This window comes from Lactobacillus sp. ESL0677 (genome assembly GCF_029392875.1).
Taxonomy (GTDB): domain Bacteria; phylum Bacillota; class Bacilli; order Lactobacillales; family Lactobacillaceae; genus Lactobacillus.
The window spans coordinates 1204872-1228266 of the sequence record NZ_CP113946.1 but is presented as its reverse complement, the minus strand read 5'-3'; the positions used below and the strand labels follow the sequence as shown (position 1 = coordinate 1228266).

Sequence of the window (23395 nt, the reverse complement as noted above, 5' to 3'; positions counted from 1 at the left end):
TCGTTAGTCATTGGACTAGCGATTTTTTGTGTATGATTAATTTCAAGGAAAAGGAATTATTCTATTTTTTGTTTCACTTTTACCAATCTATCTAGATATAATATAAGTAAAAGATTTGATTTAGTTGATTGAAGGCAAGAAATGATAACCATTAAACAAGCAAAAGATATTATCAGCAATTTTACTAATCCCAATAATGACGATATCAGTTTAAATACTAAGCGTTCACTTTATTCTAGCAAGAATATTGCTAATCAGTCGGGGCACCCTAACCAAAAGGAGCATTTGCTGCATGAATTATCGGGTGCTCAAGAAAAGTATGGTGCTGGTCATGATTTTAAGGTCGTGTACAACCACATTCATTCGGCACCGCTGCAATTTTATCTCGCTAACCAATTGGGGATTGCGACTGATAAGGCAGAAGCAGAAATTCGGCAGCAGCAATTGCCGATGATGAGTGAGGCTAAGAAGTTTCGGGATAATTATCTGTCATACGTGGAGGTTGAAGAGGCAATGAATAGATTAATCAAGGGTTAAATTTACAGTGTTACAGTTTTTAAGTTAACCAAAGGAGATAATGATACTTTGATATACAAGGCTGTTGAGTCTAATCTGTAGTTCAATGTCGATTATAATGATGTTGACTTTCGTGAAGAAATGCGGAAAATTGGCAGCCTTGATACTATACAGGTTGGTAGGGGAAATATTTATGGACTCGTTTGACATTTGAATTCAAAGATTTACTTTTTATGACGACCTCGACTTCAACCTTAATTGTAAAAGAAAAAGTAGATAAAAGTATTGTTATACTTCTATCTACTAACTATCTTAGGATGTTTGACACTGACTTTTAAAATTGAGTAAAATATCATCAGGTGATAATAAATGAAGAATTTTAATATTAATGTTGATGATAATGCTATTGTTAGTGCTAGCAGTAACATTTTAATAGATGCAGACAGCCAAACTGTGATGAAAGTATTGTCTGATATTAAGAATTGGACAGCATGGAGAAGTGACATTAATTATGTCAGAGTAAAAAGTAATTATCCGATTAAAGAAAATTCACAGTTTGTTTGGAAGTCGAATGGTTTAACATATAAATCAACCGTTCATACATGTACAAGTCATCTTTTTGGCTGGACTGGAAAAACAATTGGAGCTTTTGCAATTCATAATTGGCAGTTAACTGATGAGGGCAACCAAACACGGGTTCAGGTAGCTGAAAGTCTATCTGGTATAGCTATTAGATTAATGAGGAATGGAATGAAAAGCAATTTGCCTAAGTTAATGGTCAAGGATTTAACAGATCTAAAGCTGAGAGGCGAAATTGCAAAAAGTTGACGCTAACCGAGAAAAGTTTTTGATTGAACATTGATGTTAAAATATGGTATACTTATTTAGAAGTTCGGATAATTAATTCGAGTGAGCAGTATTTTTTGCTCACTCTTTTTATTACGGAGGAAAATATTTGGCGAAAGTTACAGATCTTGTTCTTACAGAAATTAAACCAATAATTGCACAGCGCAATGACGAGTTGGTGGACATTGAATACGTAAAAGAAAAAGGCCAAAATTATTTAAGAATATATGTTGACCGTGAAAACGGAATTGATATGGATGAAATCGTCGGGCTTAGTGAACTGGTTTCAACTAAACTTGACGAGATTGAGCCTGATCCGTTCCCTGAACCTTACGTTTTAGAAGTATCTTCACCCGGTGTTGAGCGACCAATTAAAACGAAGAAGGATTGGCAAAAAGCCCTTGATAATTACATTCATGTTGGCCTTTATCAAAAGCTTGACGGTGAAAAGAATTATGAGGGTACGCTCAAGTCATTTAATGATGATGAAATCGAGTTAGAAATAAAGATTAAGACGAGACGGAAACGATTAACTATTCCTCGCAAGTTGATTGCAAATATCCGTTTTGCAATTGAATTTTAGAAAGGCTGATTAAACTTATGTCTAAAGAAATGCTAGAGGCGTTTGCTACTTTAGAGAAGACAAAGGGTATCAAGCAAGACGTTATTGTCGAAGCAATTAAGGCAGCTCTTGTTGCTGCTTACAAAAAGAACTATAATCAAGCACAAAATGTTGAAGTTGAATTTGATGAACGCAAAGGTAATTTTAAATTACTAGCAGTTAAGACTGTTGTTGATGAGGTTCATGATGAACGACTTGAATATAGTTTAAAGGATGCCTTAAACATCAATAAAGCTTATGAAGTTGGCGACGAAATTCGTTTTGAAGTTGCACCAAAGGACTTCGGTCGGATTGCTGCGCAAACTGCTAAACAAGTCATCATGCAACATTTACGCGAAGCTGAACGCAATCACATCATTGATGAGTATTCACAATATGAGGATGAACTGATTACTGGTACAGTTGAAAGACGTGATAATCGCTTCGTTTATGTTAAAATTGGTAATGTTGAGGCTGTTATGCCACACAATGACCAAATGCCTAACGAAACTTACAACCCTCAAGACCAAATTCGTGTTCTTGTAACTCATGTTGGTTCTGATTCTAAGGGTGCGCAAATCACTGTTTCTCGAACTGCACCAAATATGGTCAAACGCTTGTTTGAGCAAGAAGTCCCAGAAATTTTTGATGGTACTGTCGAGATTGTTTCGATTGCCCGTGAAGCAGGCGATCGGACCAAGATTGCGGTGAAGTCAAATGATCCTAACATTGATCCTGTTGGTACTTGTGTTGGTCAGCGTGGTGCCCGGGTGCAAAATGTGGTTAATGAACTTGACGGTGAAAACATTGACGTCGTTAAGTACGAAGAAGACCCGTCAGACTTTATTGCCAATGCGCTTAATCCAGCTGAAGTTATTGCTGTTCAATTTGGCGATGACGAAGATGAAAAGAGTGCTCTTGTAATTGTTCCTGATTATCAATTATCGCTAGCAATTGGTAAGAAGGGTCAAAATGTTCGTTTAGCTGCTCGCTTAACTGGTTACAAGATTGATATTAGACCAGAATCTGAAGTTGAATTTGTTGATGAAAGTAGCAAAGCTGCCAACGAAGATAATGAAGAAGCTGCAGAAGTAGCAGAAAACACAACTGATGAAACTGTTGCTGTTGACACTGAAACTGAAGTCGCTGAAGAAGTCGAAGCTACTGATGATGATTTAGAAGCTCAGGTTGATGATGCAGAAGAGCAAGAAGAGTTAGCTGAACCTGAAGAAGAAGCAGACGAAGAATAAGTCTAGGGGTGAGTTCTTTTGAAAAAAAGAAAAATTCCAATGCGGAAAGATCTATTAACTGATACCATGCAGCCTAAAAAGGAATTAGTGCGGATTGTGATTGACAAGGACAAGAATGTCTCTGTTGATCCTAGCGGTAAAAAACCGGGACGCGGTGCATATGTATCACTAGATCCAAGTAAGATCAAGTTTGCACAAGAAAAAGGTGTTTTAGAACGAAGCCTAGGTGCCAAAGTTCCAGACGCATTTTATGAAGACCTGTATTCTTATGTGGATCATCAAAAGGCAAGAAAAGAATTGTTTGGTGATAAATAAATTTGCAAAATAGACAAAAAGCATTAAATTTGCTTGGGCTTGCTCAACGAGCTGGAAAATTAGTTTCTGGGCTTGAAATTGTGTTAGTTGGCCTTAAAGCAAAGCAAATCAAGATAGTTATTTTGGCTAATGATAGCCATGCCGATACAAGTGAGAAGATCACTAGAGCAGCTAAGCAGAATGACGTTAAGGTTATTACTGAATTTAGCAGCGATGAGATGTCGCATGCAATTGGTAAAGAACGTAAGGTGTTGGGCTTAACTGACGCTGGTTTTTGTAAGGCATTAGGACAAAAGATTAATGAAGGAGTGTGATTGGGATGGCTAAAAAAAGAATTTACGAAATTGCAAAAGAATTAGGCATCGATAATAAAGTTGTGGTTAAAAAAGCAAAGGACCTCGGCTTTGATGTTAAAAACCATATGTCATCACTAGAAGATTCACAAGTAAGTCAATTAAAGGGTAGTTTCCATAGCTCCGCTCCCGCTAAAAAGCAAGAGAAGACTGCTAAAAAGAGCAGCAAAATCAAGGTTTCTGTCACTTCTATTCGTAAGAATGAGAAGAAGCATGAAGAAACTGGCAATAGAAATAATAATCGCCGCAGAAACAATCGCCGGCCTAATAACCGTAACTCGCAAGAGCGTAACCAAGACCGCCGTTCAAGTAATAATACTAATTCCAATGCGCATACTTCTAAGCCAGCAGCTCAAGATTTGCTTAAGCAATTAAAGCAAAAGCAGCGTGTTGAGCAAAGCAATTTGAATAAGCAGGCTGACAAGGCACGTAAGGCTTATCATGAGCATTTGCAAAATCCTAAGGCAACTGAAAAAGTTAAAAATAATGCTGCAGCACCTAAGGTACCTGCAAAAGAAAAGACAACTGAGACAAAGGTTATTGGTCCAAAGATTATTAAGCCTTCGCCAGCAAGAATGAAGCAGAACGAACCAGTCCCTAGACAACAACCAGTAGTTAATAATGCTGGTCCAGAGCCAGTTAAGGAAGAAAAGCGCCGTGGTAATGGCTATACTTCACGTAATTCTGGTAAACCTGGTCGTAAGGGTAGAAATCAAACTTTTGGCAATAATGGTAGTAACAATCATTCTGACCGTCAAGAACGTCGTAAGCGTAAAAATAAGCGTCGTCAAATTGACCAAACGCCAAAAAAGCAACCAACTCAGAGAAAAGAGCGTCCATTACCAGAAACATTGGTATACGAAGTTGGTATGAATGCTCAAGATTTGGGTAAAATTTTGCACCGTGAACCAGCAGAAATCGTTAAGAAGCTATTTATGCTTGGTGTAATGACTAACCAAAACCAATCTTTAGATAAAGATACGATTGAATTGATTGCTGCTGAATACGGTATTAATGCAGAAGAAAAGGTTCATGAGGATATTTCTGATATTGATACGCTTTACAGTAAACGCATGGAAGCATCTAAAGAATCAAAAAACCAGGTTAAGCGTCCACCAGTTGTTACAATCATGGGTCACGTTGACCACGGTAAGACAACTTTACTTGACCGCTTACGACACACACATGTTTCTGCTCATGAAGCAGGTGGTATCACTCAGAAGATTGGTGCTTACCAAGTTCATGTTGGCGATCATTTGATTACCTTCTTGGATACCCCAGGACATGCAGCCTTTTCAAACATGCGTGAGCGTGGTGCTGAAATAACTGATATTGTTGTCTTGGTTGTTGCTGCCGATGACGGTGTAATGCCACAGACAATTGAAGCTATTGACCACGCTAAGAGTGCTAAAGTGCCAATTATCGTAGCAATCAACAAGATGGATGCTCCAGGTGCAAACCCACAACACGTTACAGAACAGTTGATGAAGTACAACTTAATTCCAGAAGATTACGGTGGTGACACAATTTTTGTTAATATTTCTGCTAAAACTGGTGAAAATGTTGACGACTTGTTACAAATGATTTTGTTGCAAGCTGATGTGATGGAATTGAAAGCTGATCCTAAGCAACAAGCAATCGGTACAGTTGTTGAAGCGCGGCTTTCTCGTGGACGTGGTCCAGTTGCCGACTTGCTTGTACAACAAGGTACTTTGCACACTGGTGATCCAATCGTTATTGGTAACCGCTTTGGTCGGGTACGTGTAATGACTAACGATCGTGGTCGTCAAATCGATAAGGCAACACCATCAATGCCAGTTGAAATTACCGGGTTGAATGATGTACCTGAATCTGCTGATAAGTTGGTTGTCTTTGATGATGAAAAGACTGCCCGTAGTGTTGGTGAGCAAAGAGCACAACAAGCTTTGCAACAATCAAGAGAAAATGTTCAACATATTACTTTAGACAACCTCTTTGATACAATGAAGAGAGAAAACATGAAGGAAGTTGACATTGTCTTAAAGGCTGATGTTCAAGGTTCTACTGAAGCGCTGCAACAATCACTTGAAAAGATTGAAGTTGAAGGCGTTCGGGTTAATATTATTCACGCGGGTGTTGGTGCTGTTAATGAATCAGATGTTACTTTAGCTGGTGCTTCCAACGGTTTCATCATTGGATTCAATGTTCGGCCAACTGCAACTGCTAAGTCACAAGCTGAAGCTGATGGTGTTGATATTCGCCTTTACAGTATTATTTACAAGGCAATTGATGATGTAAAGGCTGCGATGCAAGGGATGCTTGAACCAACTTATGAAGATAAAGTTGTTGGTAGCTTAACTGTTCGTGAAACTTGGAAGGTTTCGAAGGTTGGTACAATTGCTGGTTCCTTTGTTGACTCTGGTTATGTTACTCGTGATTCAACTGTTAACTTAATTCGTGATGGTGTGGTAATCTACACTGGTAAAGTTGCTTCACTTAAGCGGTTCAAGGACGATGCTAAAGTGGTTAAGCAAGGATTCGATTGTGGATTAACAATTGAAGGCTATAACGATATTAAGATTGGCGATCAGCTTGAAGCAACTGAAAAGCAAGAGGTTAAGCCTAATTAGTAATTTTGCTAGGAGGAAAGTATGAAGCACAGAATTGGTCGTGTTGAAGGAGAAGTCCTCCGTGAATTAACCAAAATTTTGCGGAAAAATATTCGTGATCCGCGTGTCAATGATGTTACGATTACTGCGGTTGAATGTACTAATGATTTATCATATGCAACTGTTTATTACAGTATTCTTTCTGAAGATCCAAAAAAGGAAGAAGAGGTTGCTACTGGCTTAGAAAAAGCCAAGGGAATGATGCGTCACTTGCTTGGGCAGGTTTTGACAGTCTATAAAGTTCCCGAGTTAATTTTTAAGCGGGACAACTCTGTTAAATATGGTAGTAAAATCGATAAGTTAATTGCTGATTTAAAAAAGCAAGAAGCAGATCGTAACAATTAAAAAAGGCGCCATTGTGGCGCTTTTTTAGTGGGAACGGGTTAAAAATGTTAAACGGTATTTTAGTAATTGATAAGGCTAAGGGGATGACTAGCGCCGATGTCGTGTACCATCTTCGCAAAGCCTTACATATCAAAAAAATTGGTCATGCTGGAACGCTTGACCCTGATGTTACTGGTGTCTTGCCGATTGCGATTGGTCAGGCAACTAAGCTAATTGAATTAATGCACACGCAAAACAAAAAATATGTTGGCGAAGGTATTTTTGGCTACGCCACTGATAGTTATGATATTAGTGGCACAACTTTGGCAACTAAAAAAATGACAGAACCGCTTGCAGCTAAGATAATTACTCAGGGGATGCAGTCGTTTGTGGGCAAGATTGAGCAGGTACCACCAATTTATTCAGCCGTACGGGTAAATGGTAAACATTTATACGAATATGCCCGTGCAGGAATTGAGGTTGAACGACCTAAACGGCAGGTTAATGTTCTAGCTTATGACTTAACTGCACAACCAGTTTTTGACAAAGAAAAAGGCCAAGAGGAGTTTGCGTTTGTAATTGAATGCAGTAAGGGGACTTATGTGCGTTCATTAGTCAATGATTTGGGAGATAAGTTAGGTGTGCCGGCTGTAATGAGTACTTTGCGCAGAACCGCTAGCTCGGGCTTTGATCTTAGTCAAGCAGTCAGCTTGGACGAAATTGTGGCTGATCCAAGTAGAGCCGCACAACTGATTCAGCCAATCGATGCCTTTTTTAAAAATTATACGCAAGTTGATTTAACTATGGACCAATGGCTAAAAGTGAAAAATGGGGCGGCGATTGCTTTAGAAACTGATGCAAATCAGGTTGCATTACGATACAATAATAAGGTTAAGGCAATTTATCAAAAGGATGCAGAAAAGTATCGTCCTAATTTGATGCTCTTGCAAAATGAATAGGTGAAATGAAGGTCTTATTGTGCAAATTATCCATTTAACTTATCCAGTTAAAGAAAATTTAATACCAAGTAAAATCGTATTAGCGTTAGGGTTTTTTGATGGTGTTCACCGAGGACACCAAAACTTGATTGAATTAGCGCGTGAAGCAGCAACTAGAAAGCACTTGCCGCTTGTTGTCATGACGTTTGACCGTCATCCAAAAGAAGTTTATCAAAATGCTAAGGTTGTTTACATTGATAGTCTGGATGAGAAGGCTTATAAAATGGCGCAATTGGGTGTCGATTACTTAGTTGTTATTCATTTTAATGACAAATTTAGCAAACTAACAGCGCAAGAATTTGTCGATCAAATTATTGTACAGCTAAAAGCAGATACCGTTGTTGCTGGGTTTGATTATACTTATGGGCCAAAAGACGTTGCCAATATGAAAAACTTCCCTAAATTTGCTAAAGGAAGATTTGATATTATTGATGTTCCTAAGCAAACCTATGAAGGTCAGAAAATTGGCTCAACTGAAATTAGAAAAGCAATTAGCGACGGCAATATGGAGCTAGCAACCGAACTGTTAGGTTCGCCGTATGTCATGTCTGGTATTGTCGGTCACGGATTGCGTAATGGTCACAAGTTAGGTTTCCCCACGGCTAATTTGGTTTGGTCGGAAAACAAGGTTTTGCCTAAAGTCGGTGTCTATGCAACTAGAACTAACATTGGCGATAAATGGTATGATTCCATGACCAGTGTTGGCTACAACGTGACAATTAATGAAGGCAAACAGATTTTTATTGAATCTAACTTGTTTGGCTTCGACCAAGAAGCATACGGGGAAAAAATGATTATCAAGTGGTATAAGTATACCCGGGGTGAAATAAAATTTGTTGATCTTGCAGGATTAAAAAAGCAAATGACGCATGATGAAGCAGAAATCAAGGCTTACTTTGCTGATAAATAAAGACTTCCATCTACTTAAAAGTAGGTGGAAATTTTTTGCTGCTAGAAAATCCAAATATTTTTAGCACTCGACTTGACATTCTGCTAAATGCTAGTATCATAATAATTGTTAGCACAAAAGATATGAGAGTGCTAAAAGTGAGGGCGATATTTATGTTGACCGAACGTCAAGAACTTATTTTAAAAACAATCATTAATGATTTTACACAGACTCATGATCCAGTAGGTTCGAAGACAGTGATGAATCAGTTGCCGATTAAGGTGTCGAGCGCAACCATCAGAAATGAGATGGTTGTTCTAGAAGATAAGGGCTTAATTGAAAAGACCCATTCTTCTAGTGGTCGTGTTCCTTCCAGTGAGGGCTACCGCTATTATCTTGATAATTTAGTCGAGCCGCTGCAAATACCGGAATCTGTTTATACCAAAGTTATTAGTCAGCTTGACCGACCGTTTCATCAAGTTAATGAAATCGTTCAAGAAGCTGCTAAAATTTTATCCGATTTAACTAACTATACGGCATTTGCGGAAGGACCGGAAAATCAGGATGTAACTGTAACGGGATTTCGGATTGTTCCGCTAGTTGGTCGGCAAGTGATGGCAATTCTAGTTACCAGTGATGGTAGTGTTCAGAATCAGGTTTATAATTTACCGCACAATGTTCATGGTGATGAGATTGAAAAAGCCGTTCGCATGATTAACGATGAACTAGTTGGTAAAAGTTTAGCTGAAATCACGCCGGAGCTGCTTAATAAGGCTGTTGGTCAAAATATCAGTGGTAAACATGCTAGCGAACTGATTGATTTGGTTGAAGATGTCATTAATGACGCTGCCAGTGAACAATTATATGTTGATGGTCAAATTAATTTGTTAAATAATTCTTCAACAGCGGATGTCTCTAGTATTCGTTCGTTATATGAATTAGTCGATCATAACGATTTGATTTCAAATTTGGTTTCTTACCAACCGACTTCAAAAAATGGTCGATTTCCTGTTAGGGTCAGTTTGGGCTCAGAATTACCGAACGAATTGTTAAAAGATTATAGTTTGTTAACTGCAGAGTACAGTGTTGGTTCCCATGGTAAAGGTGTAATTGCTTTGCTAGGGCCAACGAATATGCCGTATTCACAAGTAATTGGCTTACTTGAATATTTCAGAAATGAGTTAGCGAAGAAATTACTTGAATATTACGGTCGATTTAAATAAGGAGGTTAGCCGTGAGTAAAAAAGATTTTCCTAGTGAAAAAGATTTAAACCAAACAGAAGCGACTACCGCAAAGTCAGAAAAAGAAACAAAATCCGAAGCGAAAAAGCAGGCTGTAAAAGCAGATAAAAAAGAAAAAACGCCAGAGCAAAAGCTTCAAGAAGAATTGACTAAAGCTCAAGCAGCTAGCAAAGATTTTGAAGATAAGTATTTGCGTAGTCAAGCGGAAATGCAAAATATGCAAAACCGCTATAATAAAGAACGAGCACAATTAATAAAGTATGAGTCGCAATCTTTAGCTAAGGATGTATTACCAGCAATGGATAATTTAGAGCGTGCCTTAGTCGCCAAGGTTGATGATGAAGCATCTCAACAGCTAAAGAAGGGTGTGCAAATGACACTTGATTCTTTAGTTAAGGCTATGAAAGATCACGGAATTAGTGAAATTGAGGCTGAAGGTGTTAAATTTGATCCGACACTGCATCAAGCTGTTCAAACAGTTGCAGCTAGCAGCGATGATCAAAAGGACCACGTTGTCCAAGTTTTACAAAAAGGATATCAATACAAAGACCGTACATTAAGACCAGCAATGGTTGTTGTTGCACAGTAATGAAAGGATGTTAATTCAATGTCAAAAGTTATCGGAATCGACCTCGGAACAACTAACTCAGCAGTTGCTGTTCTTGAAGGTAAAGAACCAAAGATTATTACTAACCCAGAAGGTAATCGGACTACACCATCAGTAGTTGCTTTCAAAGACGGTGAAATTCAAGTTGGTGAAGTTGCAAAACGTCAGGCAATCACTAACCCGAATACTGTTATTTCAATTAAGCGTCACATGGGTGAAGCAGACTATAAAGTTAAAGTTGGAGATAAGTCCTATACTCCTCAAGAAATTTCCGCAATGATTTTGCAATATATCAAGAAATTCTCTGAAGATTACTTAGGTGAAAAGATTACTGATGCAGTTGTCACTGTTCCTGCATACTTCAATGATGCTCAACGTCAAGCTACTAAGGATGCCGGTAAGATTGCTGGCTTAGACATTAAGCGGATCATTAACGAACCAACTGCTTCTTCATTAGCATATGGCCTTGATAAGGATGCCGAAGATGAAAAAGTCTTGGTTTACGACCTTGGTGGTGGTACTTTTGATGTTTCCGTATTGCAATTAGGTGACGGTGTCTTCCAAGTATTATCAACTAATGGTGATACTCACCTTGGTGGTGACGACTTTGACAACAAGATCATGGATTGGCTCATCCAAAACTTTAAGGATGAAAATGGCGTTGATTTATCTAAAGACAAGATGGCTTTGCAACGGTTGAAGGATGCCGCAGAAAAGGCTAAGAAGGACTTGTCTGGTGTATCTTCAACTCACATTTCATTACCGTTCATCTCTGCTGGTGAATCTGGTCCTTTGCACCTTGAAGCTGACTTAACTCGTGCTAAATTTGATGAATTAACTAGTGACTTAGTTGATCGCACTAAGGTTGCTTTTGACAATGCCTTAAATGATGCTGACTTGACAGTTAGTGACATTGATAAGGTTATCTTAAACGGTGGTTCAACTCGTATTCCTGCTGTTCAAGAAGCTGTTAAGAAGTGGGCTGGCAAGGAGCCTGACCACTCAATCAACCCAGACGAAGCTGTTGCTTTAGGTGCTGCCATTCAAGGTGGAGTTATTTCAGGTGACGTTAAGGACGTTGTTTTGCTTGATGTTACACCATTATCACTTGGTATTGAAACCATGGGTGGTGTCTTCACTAAGTTAATTGAAAAGAACACAACAATTCCAACTTCTAAGAGTCAAATCTTCTCAACTGCTGCTGATAATCAACCAGCCGTTGATGTTCATGTTTTGCAAGGTGAACGTCCAATGGCTCAAGACGATAAGACTTTAGGTCGGTTTGAATTAACTGATATTCCTGCAGCACCTCGTGGTGTCCCACAAATCCAAGTTACATTTGATATTGATAAGAACGGTATCGTTAATGTTTCTGCTAAGGATATGGGTACTGGTAAGGAACAGAAGATTACAATCAAGAGTTCATCCGGTCTTTCTGATGAAGAAATTCAAAAGATGCAAAAAGAAGCCGAGGAACACGCTGAAGAGGATAAGAAGAAGAAAAAAGAAGTTGACTTACGTAATGAAGTTGACCAATTAATCTTCTCAACTGAAAAGACTCTGAAGGAAGTTAAGGATAACGACAAGATTTCTGCAGATGATACCAAGAAGGTCCAAGATGCTCTTGATGCGTTAAAGAAAGCGCAAAAGGACAATAACTTAGATGAAATGAAGTCTAAGAAGGATGAATTAACTAAGGTTGCTCAAGACTTGGCTGTTAAATTGTACCAAGCTAATGGTGGTGCTCAAGGAGCAGCTGGTCAAGCTGGCCCGCAAGCCGGCCCACAGAATCCGGGTTCACAAGGCGGCAATACAAGTGATGGTTCTGCAACTGACGGTGAATTCCACAAAGTAGACCCAAACAAATAAAGGGTTTATAATTGAATAAATTAGAAAAGAACTGCCGCGAAAGTAGTTCTTTTCTTTTGGAAAGTGAGGAGCTTTTAATAGATGGCACAAGAAGACTATTATAATGTGCTAGGTGTTGATCGTAATGCCAGTGATAAAGAAATTAACTCTGCTTACCGTAAATTAGCTAAGAAATATCATCCAGATTTGAATCATGAACCGGGAGCTGAAGAAAAGTACAAGGAAGTCAACGAGGCTTATGAGGTTTTGCATGATAAGCAAAAGCGGGCTCAGTATGACCAATTTGGTTCTGCCGGTGTCAATGGTAATGGTCAAGGCGGCTTTGGCGGCGGTCAAGGTTACGGTGGCTTTGGTGATTTCGGCGATATTTTCAATGATTTCTTCGGCGGCGGTAGCGCTGGTAGTCAACGTCAAGCTAACCCAACTGCCCCACAACGTGGTCAAGATCTTGATTATACATTGACAATTGATTTTATGGATGCGATTACGGGTAAAAAGACGCAGGTATCTTATACTCGTAGTGAAACTTGTTCGACTTGTCAAGGAACTGGTGCCGAGAAGGGCACGCATCCAATTACCTGTGATAAGTGTCATGGCTCGGGTTATATGACCGTAACGCAGAAGTCGATGTTAGGCATGATTCGCCGTCAGACAGTTTGTGATAAGTGTCAAGGTCGTGGTGTAATCATTGAGCACCCATGTCAAACTTGTCATGGTAAGGGAACTGTTGATGGTAAAAATAATATTGAAATCAATATCCCTGCCGGAATTGACAATGGTCAACAATTACGTTATGAAGGCCAGGGCGAAGCTGGTAAGAACGGTGGTCCTTATGGTGATTTATACATTAGTTACCGTATTAAGCCATCTAAGGACTTTGAACGTAATGGCAATACAATCTATACCACAGTGCCAATTTCGTTTGCTCAAGCAACTTTAGGGGACGAAATTGACATTAAAACGGTTCACGGCAAGAGCAAGCTGAAGATTCCTGCTGGTACCCAGCCAAACAAAAAATTTACTTTGCGCGGCGAGGGTGTACCATATTTGCGCGGGAATGGTAATGGTGATCAAGTAACAACTGTTCAAGTGCAAATTCCAGAGTCAATTAATGAAAAGCAAAAAGATGCCTTAGTCGACTTCGTCAAGGCTGGTGGTGGTTCAATTACACCACAAGAAAAGGGCTTTTTTGAACGCTTAAAAGAAAAGTTGAAGTAAAAATCTAATTAAGAATCCTAAACGTTTAGGATTCTTTTTCTTTTCAGAACTTTCAGAACTTTCAGAGCTTCTAATTAATTTTAACTGCACTTACGAATTTGCTATAATTAGAGAGATAGAAACAAAGGGTGCAAATAATTTATGGATATTAAAAAATTACAAGATTATCAAAAACACATTCGCAACTTTTCAATTGTTGCCCATATTGATCACGGCAAGTCGACTATTGCTGATCGAATTTTGGAATTGACAGATACAGTTTCGCAGAGGCAATTAAAGAATCAAATGCTTGATGATATGCCGCTTGAACGCCAACGAGGAATCACAATCAAGATGAACTCGGTAGAAATCAAGTATCATGCCCAAGATGGTGAAGATTATATTTTCCACTTGATCGATACTCCAGGCCACGTCGACTTTTCTTATGAAGTTTCACGGTCACTTGCTGCTTGTGAAGGAGCACTGCTAGTTGTTGACGCATCACAAGGTGTGCAAGCACAAACTTTGGCTAATACTTACCTAGCAATTGATGATGATCTAGAAATTCTGCCAGTAATCAATAAGATTGACTTGCCATCAGCTAATCCAGAACAAGCTAAAGAAGAAATTGAAGAAATGCTTGGTCTTGATGCTTCTGATGCTGCTGAGGTTTCTGGTAAAACAGGCCAGGGTATCGCTGATATGCTTGAAAAAGTGGTTAATGAGATACCAGCACCAGCAGGCGACTTAACAGCACCATTGAAGGCGTTGATTTTTGATTCCAAATATGACGATTATCGCGGTGTTGTGCTGTCTATTCGCGTTGAAGAGGGTACAGTTAAATCCGGTGATCAAATTGAAATTATGAATACTGGTAAAAAGTATGAGGTAACAGAAGTTGGTGTGACTAGTCCGCAACCGGTTAAGAAAGATATTCTAATTGCTGGAGATGTTGGCTACCTAACAGCTAATATCAAGTCAGTTCGTGAAACCCGAGTGGGTGATACGATTACTTCTGCGGCACACCCAACGTCAGAACCACTGCCTGGTTATCGGCAAATTCCACCAATGGTCTATTCAGGGATGTATCCCGTTGAAAATGCCAAGTATAACGATTTAAAAGAAGCATTGCAAAAACTGCAGTTAAATGATGCTGCCTTGGAATTTGAACCTGAAACTTCAACGGCGCTAGGTTTTGGTTTTCGTTGTGGCTTTTTGGGTTTGCTTCACATGGATGTTGTGCAAGAACGATTGGAACAAGAATTTGACCTTGATTTAATTATGACTGCACCATCAGTTGACTACCACGCAATTATGAATGATGGCTCAACGAAGGTGATTGATAACCCATCTGATTTGCCAAGTGCTGGTGAATATAAGGAAGTTCAGGAGCCTTACGTTAAAGCCGAAGTTATGGTGCCGAACGATTTTGTCGGTCCAGTAATGGAATTATGTCAACGCAAGCGTGGCGAATTTGTCACGATGGATTATCTGGATAAGTATCGCGTTAACGTGATTTATGACATGCCACTGGCTGAAATTATTTATGACTTTTTTGATGATTTAAAATCTTCAACTAAAGGTTATGCTTCACTAGATTATGAAATTACGGGTTATCGGGCAACTGACTTGGTTAAAATTGATATTTTACTCAATAAACAGGCAATTGATGCGTTGAGCTTTATTGCTCACAGGGATGAAGCGCAAAAGCGGGCACGGCAAATGACATCAATGCTTAAAAAGCTAATTCCACGGCAAAACTTTGAAGTTGATATTCAAGGAGCAATTGGCGCAAAAATTATTTCGCGAGCAACTGTTAAGCCATATCGTAAGGATGTTACTTGGAAAATTCACACGGGTGATCCCGATCGTCGGGCTAAATTGCTGGAAAAGCAAAAACGCGGTAAGAAGCGAATGAAGGCTGTCGGTCGCGTAGAAGTGCCACAAGATGCATTTATGGCCGTCTTGAAGATGAACGATGATGATTTAAATTCGAAGTAGAATATTAAGGAGAAAACTTAATGATCGAGTGGAAACAGCGTTCCGCTCAGGAGTTACCTTCTGAGTTAATTGAAAAATATCAACTTAGCCCAATAACGGCTAAGTTGTTTTCTTTGCGTGGCATTAATACTGATGAACAGTTAGACTTTTGGTTTAATGCGACTGAGGAAGATTTGGCTGCGCCTAATTTAATGCATGACATGGATAAGGCAATTGATCGCATTACTAAGGCAATCGATCAAGGTGAAAAAATAACCATTTATGGCGATTATGACGCTGATGGGATTACTGCAACGACAATCATGATGGAGACATTGGAAATACTGGGTGCAGATGTGCATTACTTTATCCCTGATCGTTTCCGTGATGGTTATGGCCCTAATCTAGCAGCTTATCAAAAGCTTGTAGAAGATGGCACGCAGCTCATTATCACGGTCGATAATGGTGTAACTGGCGTTCAAGAGGTTGCTTATGCAAAAGAACATGGCGTTGATACAATCATTACGGATCATCATACTTTCCAAGAAGAAATTCCCGATGCGTATGCAATTGTGCACTGCAATTATCCAAAGCAGCAATATCCGTTTGATGATTATTGTGGTGCTGGCGTTGCCTACACAATTTGTCGTGAATTAATGCAAGATCCAATGTCTGAACTTTTAGAACTTGCTATGATTGGTACTATTGGCGATATGGTCAAGGTATCTGGTGAAGGTCACGTTATTGTTAAACGTGGTCTAGCAATGCTTAACCAAACGCAGCGTCCGGGCTTGCGTGCATTAATTAAAAACGCGGGCTTGAAGCTAGACGCAATTGATGAAACTGATGTTGGCTTCAATATTGCACCACGATTGAATGCAGTTGGTCGGCTTGCTAATGCTAGTCTTGCTGTTGAGCTGCTACTTTCTGATGATGAAGAACAAGCACAAAAATTAGCAAACCAAATTGAAGAACTCAATGATGAGCGCAAGGAATTGACAGCAGCGGTTTATCAATCATGCATTGAGCAAGTTAAGATTAATGGCTGGCAGACTAAGAACACTCTGGTAATTTATGATCCTGAATTTCACGAAGGTGTGCTTGGCTTAGTGGCCAATAAAGTTGTTGAAAAATTTCATAAACCGACAATTGTTTTAACTAAAAACGAAGCGGGAATTATTAAGGGGTCAGGACGTTCGATCCCGGGGTTTAACTTATTTGATGCACTGTCTCCTTTAAAAGAAAAGTTGCTGACTAAATTCGGTGGGCATGATTTTGCTTGTGGCTTATCAACTACGGCTGATAAAATTGACGAGTTACGGGATGCTTTTGAAGCTAGCTTTAAGGACACACCAAATTTAGCAGTGAAGCAGTATGACTTTGAATTATCACTAGCTAAGTTGACGCCAGATACGGTGAATGAGATTAATCTTGCTGGGCCATTTGGTACTGACAATGTTAAACCAACTTTTAGTATTACGCACGCAACGATTAACAATTTTGATTTTATGGGTAAAGACAAGACACATATCCGTTTTCAGGCGGTTAAAAATGCGGGCAAATTAGATGTCGTTGGCTTTAATAAGGAATATATCACGTGCAATCTTTTACCATTTATTGACCAAATCTTTATCCAGTTAGGACTGAATACTTTTCGCAATCAAACTAAGCTGCAGGGTATTATCGAAGGCATTGTCTTTAAAGCCCCACAATTAGCCGTACCAGCTCCAGTAGTTGACTTGCGACAAGAAAAATACGTGATGGGCTTTGCAGACCGCTATTTATTATTTGATGAAAAAAATCAGACGGTTGCTGTCAATAGTTTAGGAATAAATCCTACCAAAATTGCGCTGGTGCGTAATTATGAAGGAAATGGCGAGGTCGCTGCGTTAATTGATGTGCCCCATAATTTAACTGAATTGAATCAGGCATTGACTAATAACTATCAGCAGTTATATTTGCGCTTTTTGCTCGATCAATTGCCCGTTAAAAGTATTCCGGCCAAGACAGATTTTGTGCGAGTTTTAAAGTATGTTTATGCTCATGCAGATTTATCGCCAGCAGATTATCGGCAAGTTGCACCGTTTCTAGGATTAGATTATAATAGCTTGCTGTTTATTTTACGGGTGTTCTTTGAGCTTAACTTTGTTCAGTTGCAGAATAACCAGATTGTTGGGGTAAACAACCCTACTAAGCAGCCACTTTCAGTGTCTAAATACTTTACCGCGGTAACTTCTCAAATAACTTTTGCTAGTAGGTTAAGACAAATGCCAACTAATAAATTATTAATGTATGTCAATCAGCGGCTAAAACAGCACTAATACACGTTTTTTAGTGCTTTTTATAGTTAAATCTGTTAGAATATGTAAGTTAAATTGTGCTTTGAAAAGCAAATGAAGTTTTGGAGGTTTTTCTTCTTATGGAAAACATTTTTGAAGAACGGATTGCCAGTGTCAATGACTTTCCGAATAAGGGGATTGTCTTTCGGGATATTACCCCGATTTTGCAGGATGGTGAATTGTTTAGAGCGGCTACACATAAGCTTGCAGAATACGCTAAGAGTAGAAAAGCAGATGTCATTGTCGGTCCTGAAGCTCGTGGGTTTATTGTGGGCTGCCCCGTTGCAACTGAATTAGGTTTAGGTTTTGTTCCTGCAAGAAAGCCTCATAAGCTGCCAAGAGAAGTCGAGAGAGCTTCATATGATTTGGAATATGGTTCTAACAGTTTGGAAATGCATAAGGATGCGATTAAGCCAGGACAACGGGTAGTTATCTGTGATGATTTACTTGCAACAGCTGGAACGTTGCGCGCTTGCAAGCAATTAATTGAAAGTTTAGGTGGTATCTTAGTTGGTGCTGCGTTCTATATTGAATTACCTGATTTAAAGGGTAAGGAAAAATTACCAGGACTTGATATTTATTCACTTGTCCAATATCATGGTGCTTAATAGTAAAACAGTTTTCTTTTGTAATTAAAGAAAACTGTTTTTTTATTAGTGTTGCAAAAACAAATATTTTTACATACTTGATTAGCGTCGGTATAATAAACCGTATGTTTTAAAAGGAGAAGTGAAAAATTTGCAATTAAGAAAAGCAACAATGATCGACTTTGATCAAATTATGGCGATTTTAAAAGATGGTGCTAACCAATTGGCAGAAAGTGGTGTTAATCAATGGCAGGGTGACTATCCATCAACTGATCAAATTAAGGAAGATATTGAAAATGGTTGGGCATACTTAGCTGTTTCTGATGATGAGGAGACCGTTGGTGCAATTTCGATCGTTACACCACCCGATCATTCATATGATAAATTAAATGGTGACTGGTTAGTGCAAACAGATAATTACGTGGTTATTCATCGGGTCGCAATTCATTCTAAACACGCTGGTAATGGTTATGCTACTAAGTTGTTGCAAGCTGTAATTGAAAATATTCGGGACAATCACCCTGAAGTTGATTCAATTAGAATTGATACGCATGAAGATAATCAGGCAATGCAACACTTGATTGATAAAATGGGCTTTAAGCAAGTGGGAACTTTGCACGGTGTTTACCGTGCTGATGAAACCTCGTATGTTTATGAACTAACCCGTTAAAGACAGTACTCCTAAGTTTTAGGAGTATTTTTTTGTAAAAAAATAAAGCTCTTTAACTAAAAAGCTCTATTTTAAATTCATTATTTATTTTTCATAATTGGTTGATAGAATAAATCAACTATTACAGCTGCTACGATTGCAATTGCAAAGGTAATTAACAGGTTAGTCCAACTAATCTGTGTCATTGCAATACCAAAAAGGGCAAGGATAATCGTTAAAATTATATCAGCAATTTGGGTTAAACCAACAGCTTTTGATGGATAATCCTGCCAGAAGAAACGCTTAGTTCTGGTAATTAGCAGGATGAACATTGCACTTAGTACAAGATAGACATAAACCATCGTTGAAACTGTACCGTGGCTAAAGCCATGGATATTTAGGTAGCCAACTGTGATAATCCCAATTACTGTCCAGCCAAAAGCAAGTGCAAAAGCAATCTTGGCTAATTTAGCGATATTCCAGTTTTCTGGCTTATAAGTGATATGTGTGCGGTCAGTTCCGATCATCATGGTTACCATATTATTCATAATAGTATAGATAACCATCGCGTTTAACGCCATCGGAATATAGTTGAAGAAGAGGTAACCAAAAGTTAATAGCATTGTCAATTGGGCTGTTCTTGCTAATTTAGTTAAAGACCACGTGGTCATTCTTTGGTAAACACGGTGACCAGCATCTAAAATCTTAACAATTGAACTCAAACCATCAGTTAGTAAAACCATCTTTCCGGACCGTTTAGCAACGTCGGCTGCATTAGAAACAGCAATGCCAACTTCTGCTTGCTTCAGAGCAGGTGAGTCATTAACGCCATCACCAGTCATACCCACGATGTAGCCCTTCTTTTGGAAGAACTTAACCATGCGCAATTTATCTTCTGGCAAGACATCCGCAATTCCGGTTAACTGATTAATGTCGGTATTTTCGTTAAAATCATGAATTGAAATCACGTCACCAGTTAAATCAACTTGCTTAGCAACTGCTAAAGCTGTCTTTTGATTGTCACCGGTTAACATGATTGGGCGAACACCGCGCTTTTTTAATTCGGCTAAGGCAGCCTTAGAATCTGACCGAACCTTATCTTGCAAAATGAAGACACCAGCAAGTTGGTCATTGATTAGTAAAGCACAGGAACGTCCCGCACCAAAGTCGATTTCCTTTACTTTGTCATTAGCGGTTTTATCAATTAGTGAAAGCTGCTTAAATGAACCTAACTTAACGTTATAACCATCAACGTTAGCCATTGAATATCCAGTACCAGAAGTGAAGGGAGTAAAGTCATCACTTGTTTTAACCGTTAATCCTTGTTCAATAGCATACTCATCGATTGCAACATCAATGATTTTTTTATTTCTTTGGTCAGTTGCTGCTGTGGCCAGTTCAAGCACTAACTTGTTGTCAAGTTGGCTGAAATTGGTCCATTGAGCAACTGCAGTCTTGTTTTCGGTGATTGTTCCTGTTTTATCTAGTAAAATCAAGTTCAAATTGGCTGCATCTTGAATACCAGTTAAATCAGCAGTCAGAACGCCTTCCTTACTCAATCTGGTTGCTTCAAATGAGTTAGATAAGGCAAAAGTTGATGGCATTGCCACTGGAATTGAAGCAATGAACATCATTGCTAAAAACGGCAGCATGTTGACCAAATTTTTAATATCGCCACCCTTAAAGAAGGAAGCAACGATGATAATTAGAGTTAGGAAACCGTCTAGTAAGCAAAGGTAATAAATAATCTTGGTTAATAGCTGTTGTAAATGTCCAGGAGCTGCAGAATTATTAATTAAGTTAATGGTCTTACCTGAACGAGAGTTTGATCCAGTGGCGGTTACAATGGCTAAGCCAGACCCTTCGACAACTGTTGTACCAGCAAAGGCTGCGTCGTTAATTTTCTTATGAACTGTTTTAGCTTCACCGGTGATTGAGCTTTCATCAGTTGAAAGTTGGCCATCAACAAGTTTGACATCAGCCGCAAGAACGTCCCCCGGCTGCAAATTAATCAGGTCGCCAGGTACAAGATACTTGGAATCGATATTTTGCCACTTATTGTCGCGTTGAACGGAAACAGTTGGCGTTAATTTGTGGGAAATATTATTTAGCACCCGCCGTGAACGCTTCTTTTGTGTCGCACCATTCCATGCCGCAAATAGTAACATTAACAGTACAAATAATGATTGAATCCATTTTCCTAAAATACATTCCAAAAGCAGGGCTGCTTCCAGAATCCAAGCGGATAGGTTCCATAATTTAGATAAAAATTCTTTAAAAAAGTTAAATTGTGGTTCTGGAACCTCATTTAACCCTTTTTCTTTAAGAAGTTTATCTGCTTCGGCTTGACTTAAGCCGGTAATTTTTTCAGACATAATTTGCCTTCCTTTGATTAATTTATACTTTATCTAAATTAACACAGTTATGCTGTTTTTTCTAGGAAATAAAAGCATAGTCAATTGATAATATTAATGATTATTTTAAAAATCAGATGGGAATAAATGTCTGTTAAAACTTCTAATGAACATAATTTTTACTTGTGTTCAGCTTATCTGCGAACATCGATGATGAATGAATTAAGGTCACCGCGATACTTGGCAATTGAATATTCAATTGGCTTTTCGTCACTGGTAAGTCCTTGGGTATGAAAATAGAAGATTGGCTTGTTATTCGGAATATTAAGTAGATTGGCCGTAGTTTCATCGGCTTCTAAAACTTCCAACTTCCTGATAACGTGCGTTACTTTTAATTGATACTTTTCCAAAGTGCTGTATAGAGAATCCTTAACAAAGTCGTAGTTAATTAACTCGGGCACTCTTTCTTCTGGAACATAGGTAGTAACTAAAACAATTGGCTTCTGGTCAGCATAACGTAATCGTGTCAGCTTAAAAACGGGTGCATTCAACGGAATTTTTAAATTCTCACTTACTTCGGAGTTAGCTTGTTGGACTTGAAAGTAAAGCAGGTTTGTCTTAGGATAAATACCTTTTGTATTCATTTCTGTGCTGTAACTTTCGATTACGTGCGTAAATTCCTGCTCGATTTTTGCTTGCCTAACAATTGTTCCGCGCTTGCGTCGACGTTCTAAATAGCCTTTGTTGACTAGCTTAGAAATTGCTTGCCGTACGGTCGGTCGACTGACATGATAGTTTTCTGCAAGTTCTACTTCTCGCGGAATTAGTGTGTTTTGTTTGTAGACACCAGTTTGTATTTTCTTTAGTAGATCATCTTCAATTAATTTATATTTAGGTTGTCCTGATTTTGTCACACTATTGCCACCTTTTTTATGTAATTACAAGTTACTATAACACAAAAAAATCAATGCTTACCAATTCCAGTTGGTATTTTGCATTGATTTTTTTATCTTAAAATTTTTATTTTAAATATCTAGCGAAGTAATGTTGTCATCTTCAAAGCGCTTCTTCAAAGTTTCAATAATTTTCACACCAGAGCTAGTCCCAATTCTCTGTGCACCTGCGGCAATCATTGCTAAAAAGTCATCGGTGTTGCGAATACCACCAGCTGCCTTAACTTTGACATTAGGGCCAACATTTTCCTTCATTAACTTAACATCTTCAACTTTAGCACCAGCAGTCCCAAAGCCGGTCGAAGTCTTAACAAAGTCAGGTTCAACTTTTTTAGCAATTAGAGCTAATTGCTTAATTTCATCTTTGGTAAGAAAGCAAGTTTCAAAGATTACTTTGCACGGAATATTCTTTTCATGGCATGCAGCAACAATTTGCTTCATTTCGTCTTCAATGTAGTCCCAATCATGGTCACGTACTTTGGTTAAATTTACTACGTAATCAATTTCGTTAGCACCATTTTCGATTGCATTTTTAGTATCAAAAACCTTTGAAGCAACAGTTGTTTGTCCTAAAGGGAAACTAATTGCTGCTCCAGTATCAATGTCTGTTCCCGCAAGTTGCTTAGCACAATATTCTGATTGAACTTGATTAATTGCTACCATCTTAAAATGATACTTTTTTGCTTCGTCACAGAGTTTTTTCATATCTTCTTGAGTTGCGTACGGATGTAAATTCGTATGGTCAATTAAGCGGGCAAAGTCATCAATTGTATATTTCATAATTATTTCTCCTTTATGTATTTACATAATAAATTATAATAACTAAAATCAAAAAGGTCAACAATAAATTTAATGCTTATAAAAATAGATATTGACTT

21 protein-coding genes are annotated in these 23395 nt (G+C 38.5%); 18 read left to right on the top strand and 3 right to left on the bottom strand.

From position 1 onward, the window contains the following. Nucleotides 1-141 precede the first annotated feature (141 nt). The 18 genes from OZX76_RS05985 to OZX76_RS05900 all read left to right on the top strand — a co-directional run bounded on the left by OZX76_RS05985 (nt 142) and on the right by OZX76_RS05900 (nt 19231). On the top strand, nt 142-537 hold the full coding sequence (locus OZX76_RS05985) for a hypothetical protein (protein ID WP_277178688.1): 396 nt from the start codon (nt 142-144) through the stop codon (nt 535-537). Nucleotides 538-885: 348 nt separating this feature from the next. Further along, complete coding sequence (locus OZX76_RS05980) at nt 886-1344, top strand: SRPBCC family protein (protein ID WP_277178686.1); 459 nt, start codon at nt 886-888, stop codon at nt 1342-1344. Between the two features lie 127 nt (nt 1345-1471). Next, nucleotides 1472-1945, top strand: coding sequence for a ribosome maturation factor RimP (gene rimP / locus OZX76_RS05975; RefSeq protein ID WP_277178684.1), 474 nt, complete (start codon nt 1472-1474; stop codon nt 1943-1945). Between the two features lie 17 nt (nt 1946-1962). Continuing rightward, the gene (gene nusA / locus OZX76_RS05970; RefSeq protein ID WP_277178682.1) at nt 1963-3213 is read left to right on the top strand and encodes a transcription termination factor NusA; all 1251 of its coding nucleotides are present in this window, start codon (nt 1963-1965) and stop codon (nt 3211-3213) included. A gap of 18 nt (nt 3214-3231) precedes the next feature. Then, a complete protein-coding gene (locus OZX76_RS05965) occupies nt 3232-3528 on the top strand; it encodes a YlxR family protein (protein ID WP_277178681.1) in 297 nt (98 codons plus the stop codon). A 2-nt stretch (nt 3529-3530) separates the two neighbouring features. After that, complete coding sequence (locus OZX76_RS05960; RefSeq protein WP_277178679.1) at nt 3531-3842, top strand: ribosomal L7Ae/L30e/S12e/Gadd45 family protein; 312 nt, start codon at nt 3531-3533, stop codon at nt 3840-3842. A gap of 5 nt (nt 3843-3847) precedes the next feature. After that, the gene (gene infB, locus OZX76_RS05955) at nt 3848-6490 is read left to right on the top strand and encodes a translation initiation factor IF-2 (protein ID WP_277178677.1); all 2643 of its coding nucleotides are present in this window, start codon (nt 3848-3850) and stop codon (nt 6488-6490) included. A 21-nt stretch (nt 6491-6511) separates the two neighbouring features. After that, nucleotides 6512-6874: a ribosome-binding factor A gene (locus OZX76_RS05950; protein WP_277178675.1), complete on the top strand. Its 363-nt coding sequence runs from the start codon at nt 6512-6514 to the stop codon at nt 6872-6874. 44 nt (nt 6875-6918) lie between these two features. Next, nucleotides 6919-7812: a tRNA pseudouridine(55) synthase TruB gene (truB, locus tag OZX76_RS05945; protein WP_277178673.1), complete on the top strand. Its 894-nt coding sequence runs from the start codon at nt 6919-6921 to the stop codon at nt 7810-7812. Nucleotides 7813-7831: 19 nt separating this feature from the next. Next, complete coding sequence (ribF, locus tag OZX76_RS05940) at nt 7832-8761, top strand: riboflavin biosynthesis protein RibF (RefSeq protein ID WP_277178671.1); 930 nt, start codon at nt 7832-7834, stop codon at nt 8759-8761. Between the two features lie 152 nt (nt 8762-8913). Then, a complete protein-coding gene (gene hrcA / locus OZX76_RS05935; protein WP_277178669.1) occupies nt 8914-9963 on the top strand; it encodes a heat-inducible transcriptional repressor HrcA in 1050 nt (349 codons plus the stop codon). An 11-nt stretch (nt 9964-9974) separates the two neighbouring features. After that, nucleotides 9975-10571 (top strand): nucleotide exchange factor GrpE, encoded by a 597-nt coding sequence (grpE, locus tag OZX76_RS05930; protein ID WP_277178667.1) that lies wholly within the window; start codon nt 9975-9977, stop codon nt 10569-10571. Nucleotides 10572-10589: 18 nt separating this feature from the next. Continuing rightward, entirely contained in the window at nt 10590-12458 is a 1869-nt protein-coding gene (gene dnaK, locus OZX76_RS05925; protein ID WP_277178666.1) for a molecular chaperone DnaK, read from the top strand. Nucleotides 12459-12539: 81 nt separating this feature from the next. Further along, nucleotides 12540-13676, top strand: a complete 1137-nt coding sequence (gene dnaJ / locus OZX76_RS05920; protein WP_277178664.1) for a molecular chaperone DnaJ — start codon at nt 12540-12542, stop codon at nt 13674-13676. Between the two features lie 141 nt (nt 13677-13817). Further along, the gene (lepA, locus tag OZX76_RS05915) at nt 13818-15656 is read left to right on the top strand and encodes a translation elongation factor 4 (RefSeq protein WP_277178662.1); all 1839 of its coding nucleotides are present in this window, start codon (nt 13818-13820) and stop codon (nt 15654-15656) included. A gap of 23 nt (nt 15657-15679) precedes the next feature. Continuing rightward, a complete protein-coding gene (recJ, locus tag OZX76_RS05910; RefSeq protein ID WP_277181514.1) occupies nt 15680-17956 on the top strand; it encodes a single-stranded-DNA-specific exonuclease RecJ in 2277 nt (758 codons plus the stop codon). Nucleotides 17957-18054: 98 nt separating this feature from the next. Next, nucleotides 18055-18582 carry an adenine phosphoribosyltransferase gene (locus OZX76_RS05905; RefSeq protein WP_277178660.1) on the top strand — a complete coding sequence of 176 codons (528 nt, stop codon included), beginning with the start codon at nt 18055-18057 and terminating at the stop codon, nt 18580-18582. Nucleotides 18583-18712: 130 nt separating this feature from the next. After that, on the top strand, nt 18713-19231 hold the full coding sequence (locus OZX76_RS05900; RefSeq protein WP_277178658.1) for a GNAT family N-acetyltransferase: 519 nt from the start codon (nt 18713-18715) through the stop codon (nt 19229-19231). A gap of 80 nt (nt 19232-19311) precedes the next feature. Here OZX76_RS05900 and OZX76_RS05895 read toward each other — a convergent pair whose 3' ends face one another. The 3 genes from OZX76_RS05895 to deoC form a co-directional block, all read right to left on the bottom strand. Beyond that, nucleotides 19312-21585: an HAD-IC family P-type ATPase gene (locus OZX76_RS05895; RefSeq protein ID WP_277178656.1), complete on the bottom strand. Its 2274-nt coding sequence runs from the start codon at nt 21583-21585 to the stop codon at nt 19312-19314. Between the two features lie 173 nt (nt 21586-21758). Then, nucleotides 21759-22478: a GntR family transcriptional regulator gene (locus OZX76_RS05890; protein ID WP_277178654.1), complete on the bottom strand. Its 720-nt coding sequence runs from the start codon at nt 22476-22478 to the stop codon at nt 21759-21761. A gap of 111 nt (nt 22479-22589) precedes the next feature. Further along, nucleotides 22590-23297: a deoxyribose-phosphate aldolase gene (gene deoC / locus OZX76_RS05885; RefSeq protein ID WP_277178653.1), complete on the bottom strand. Its 708-nt coding sequence runs from the start codon at nt 23295-23297 to the stop codon at nt 22590-22592. Nucleotides 23298-23395: the final 98 nt, after the last annotated feature.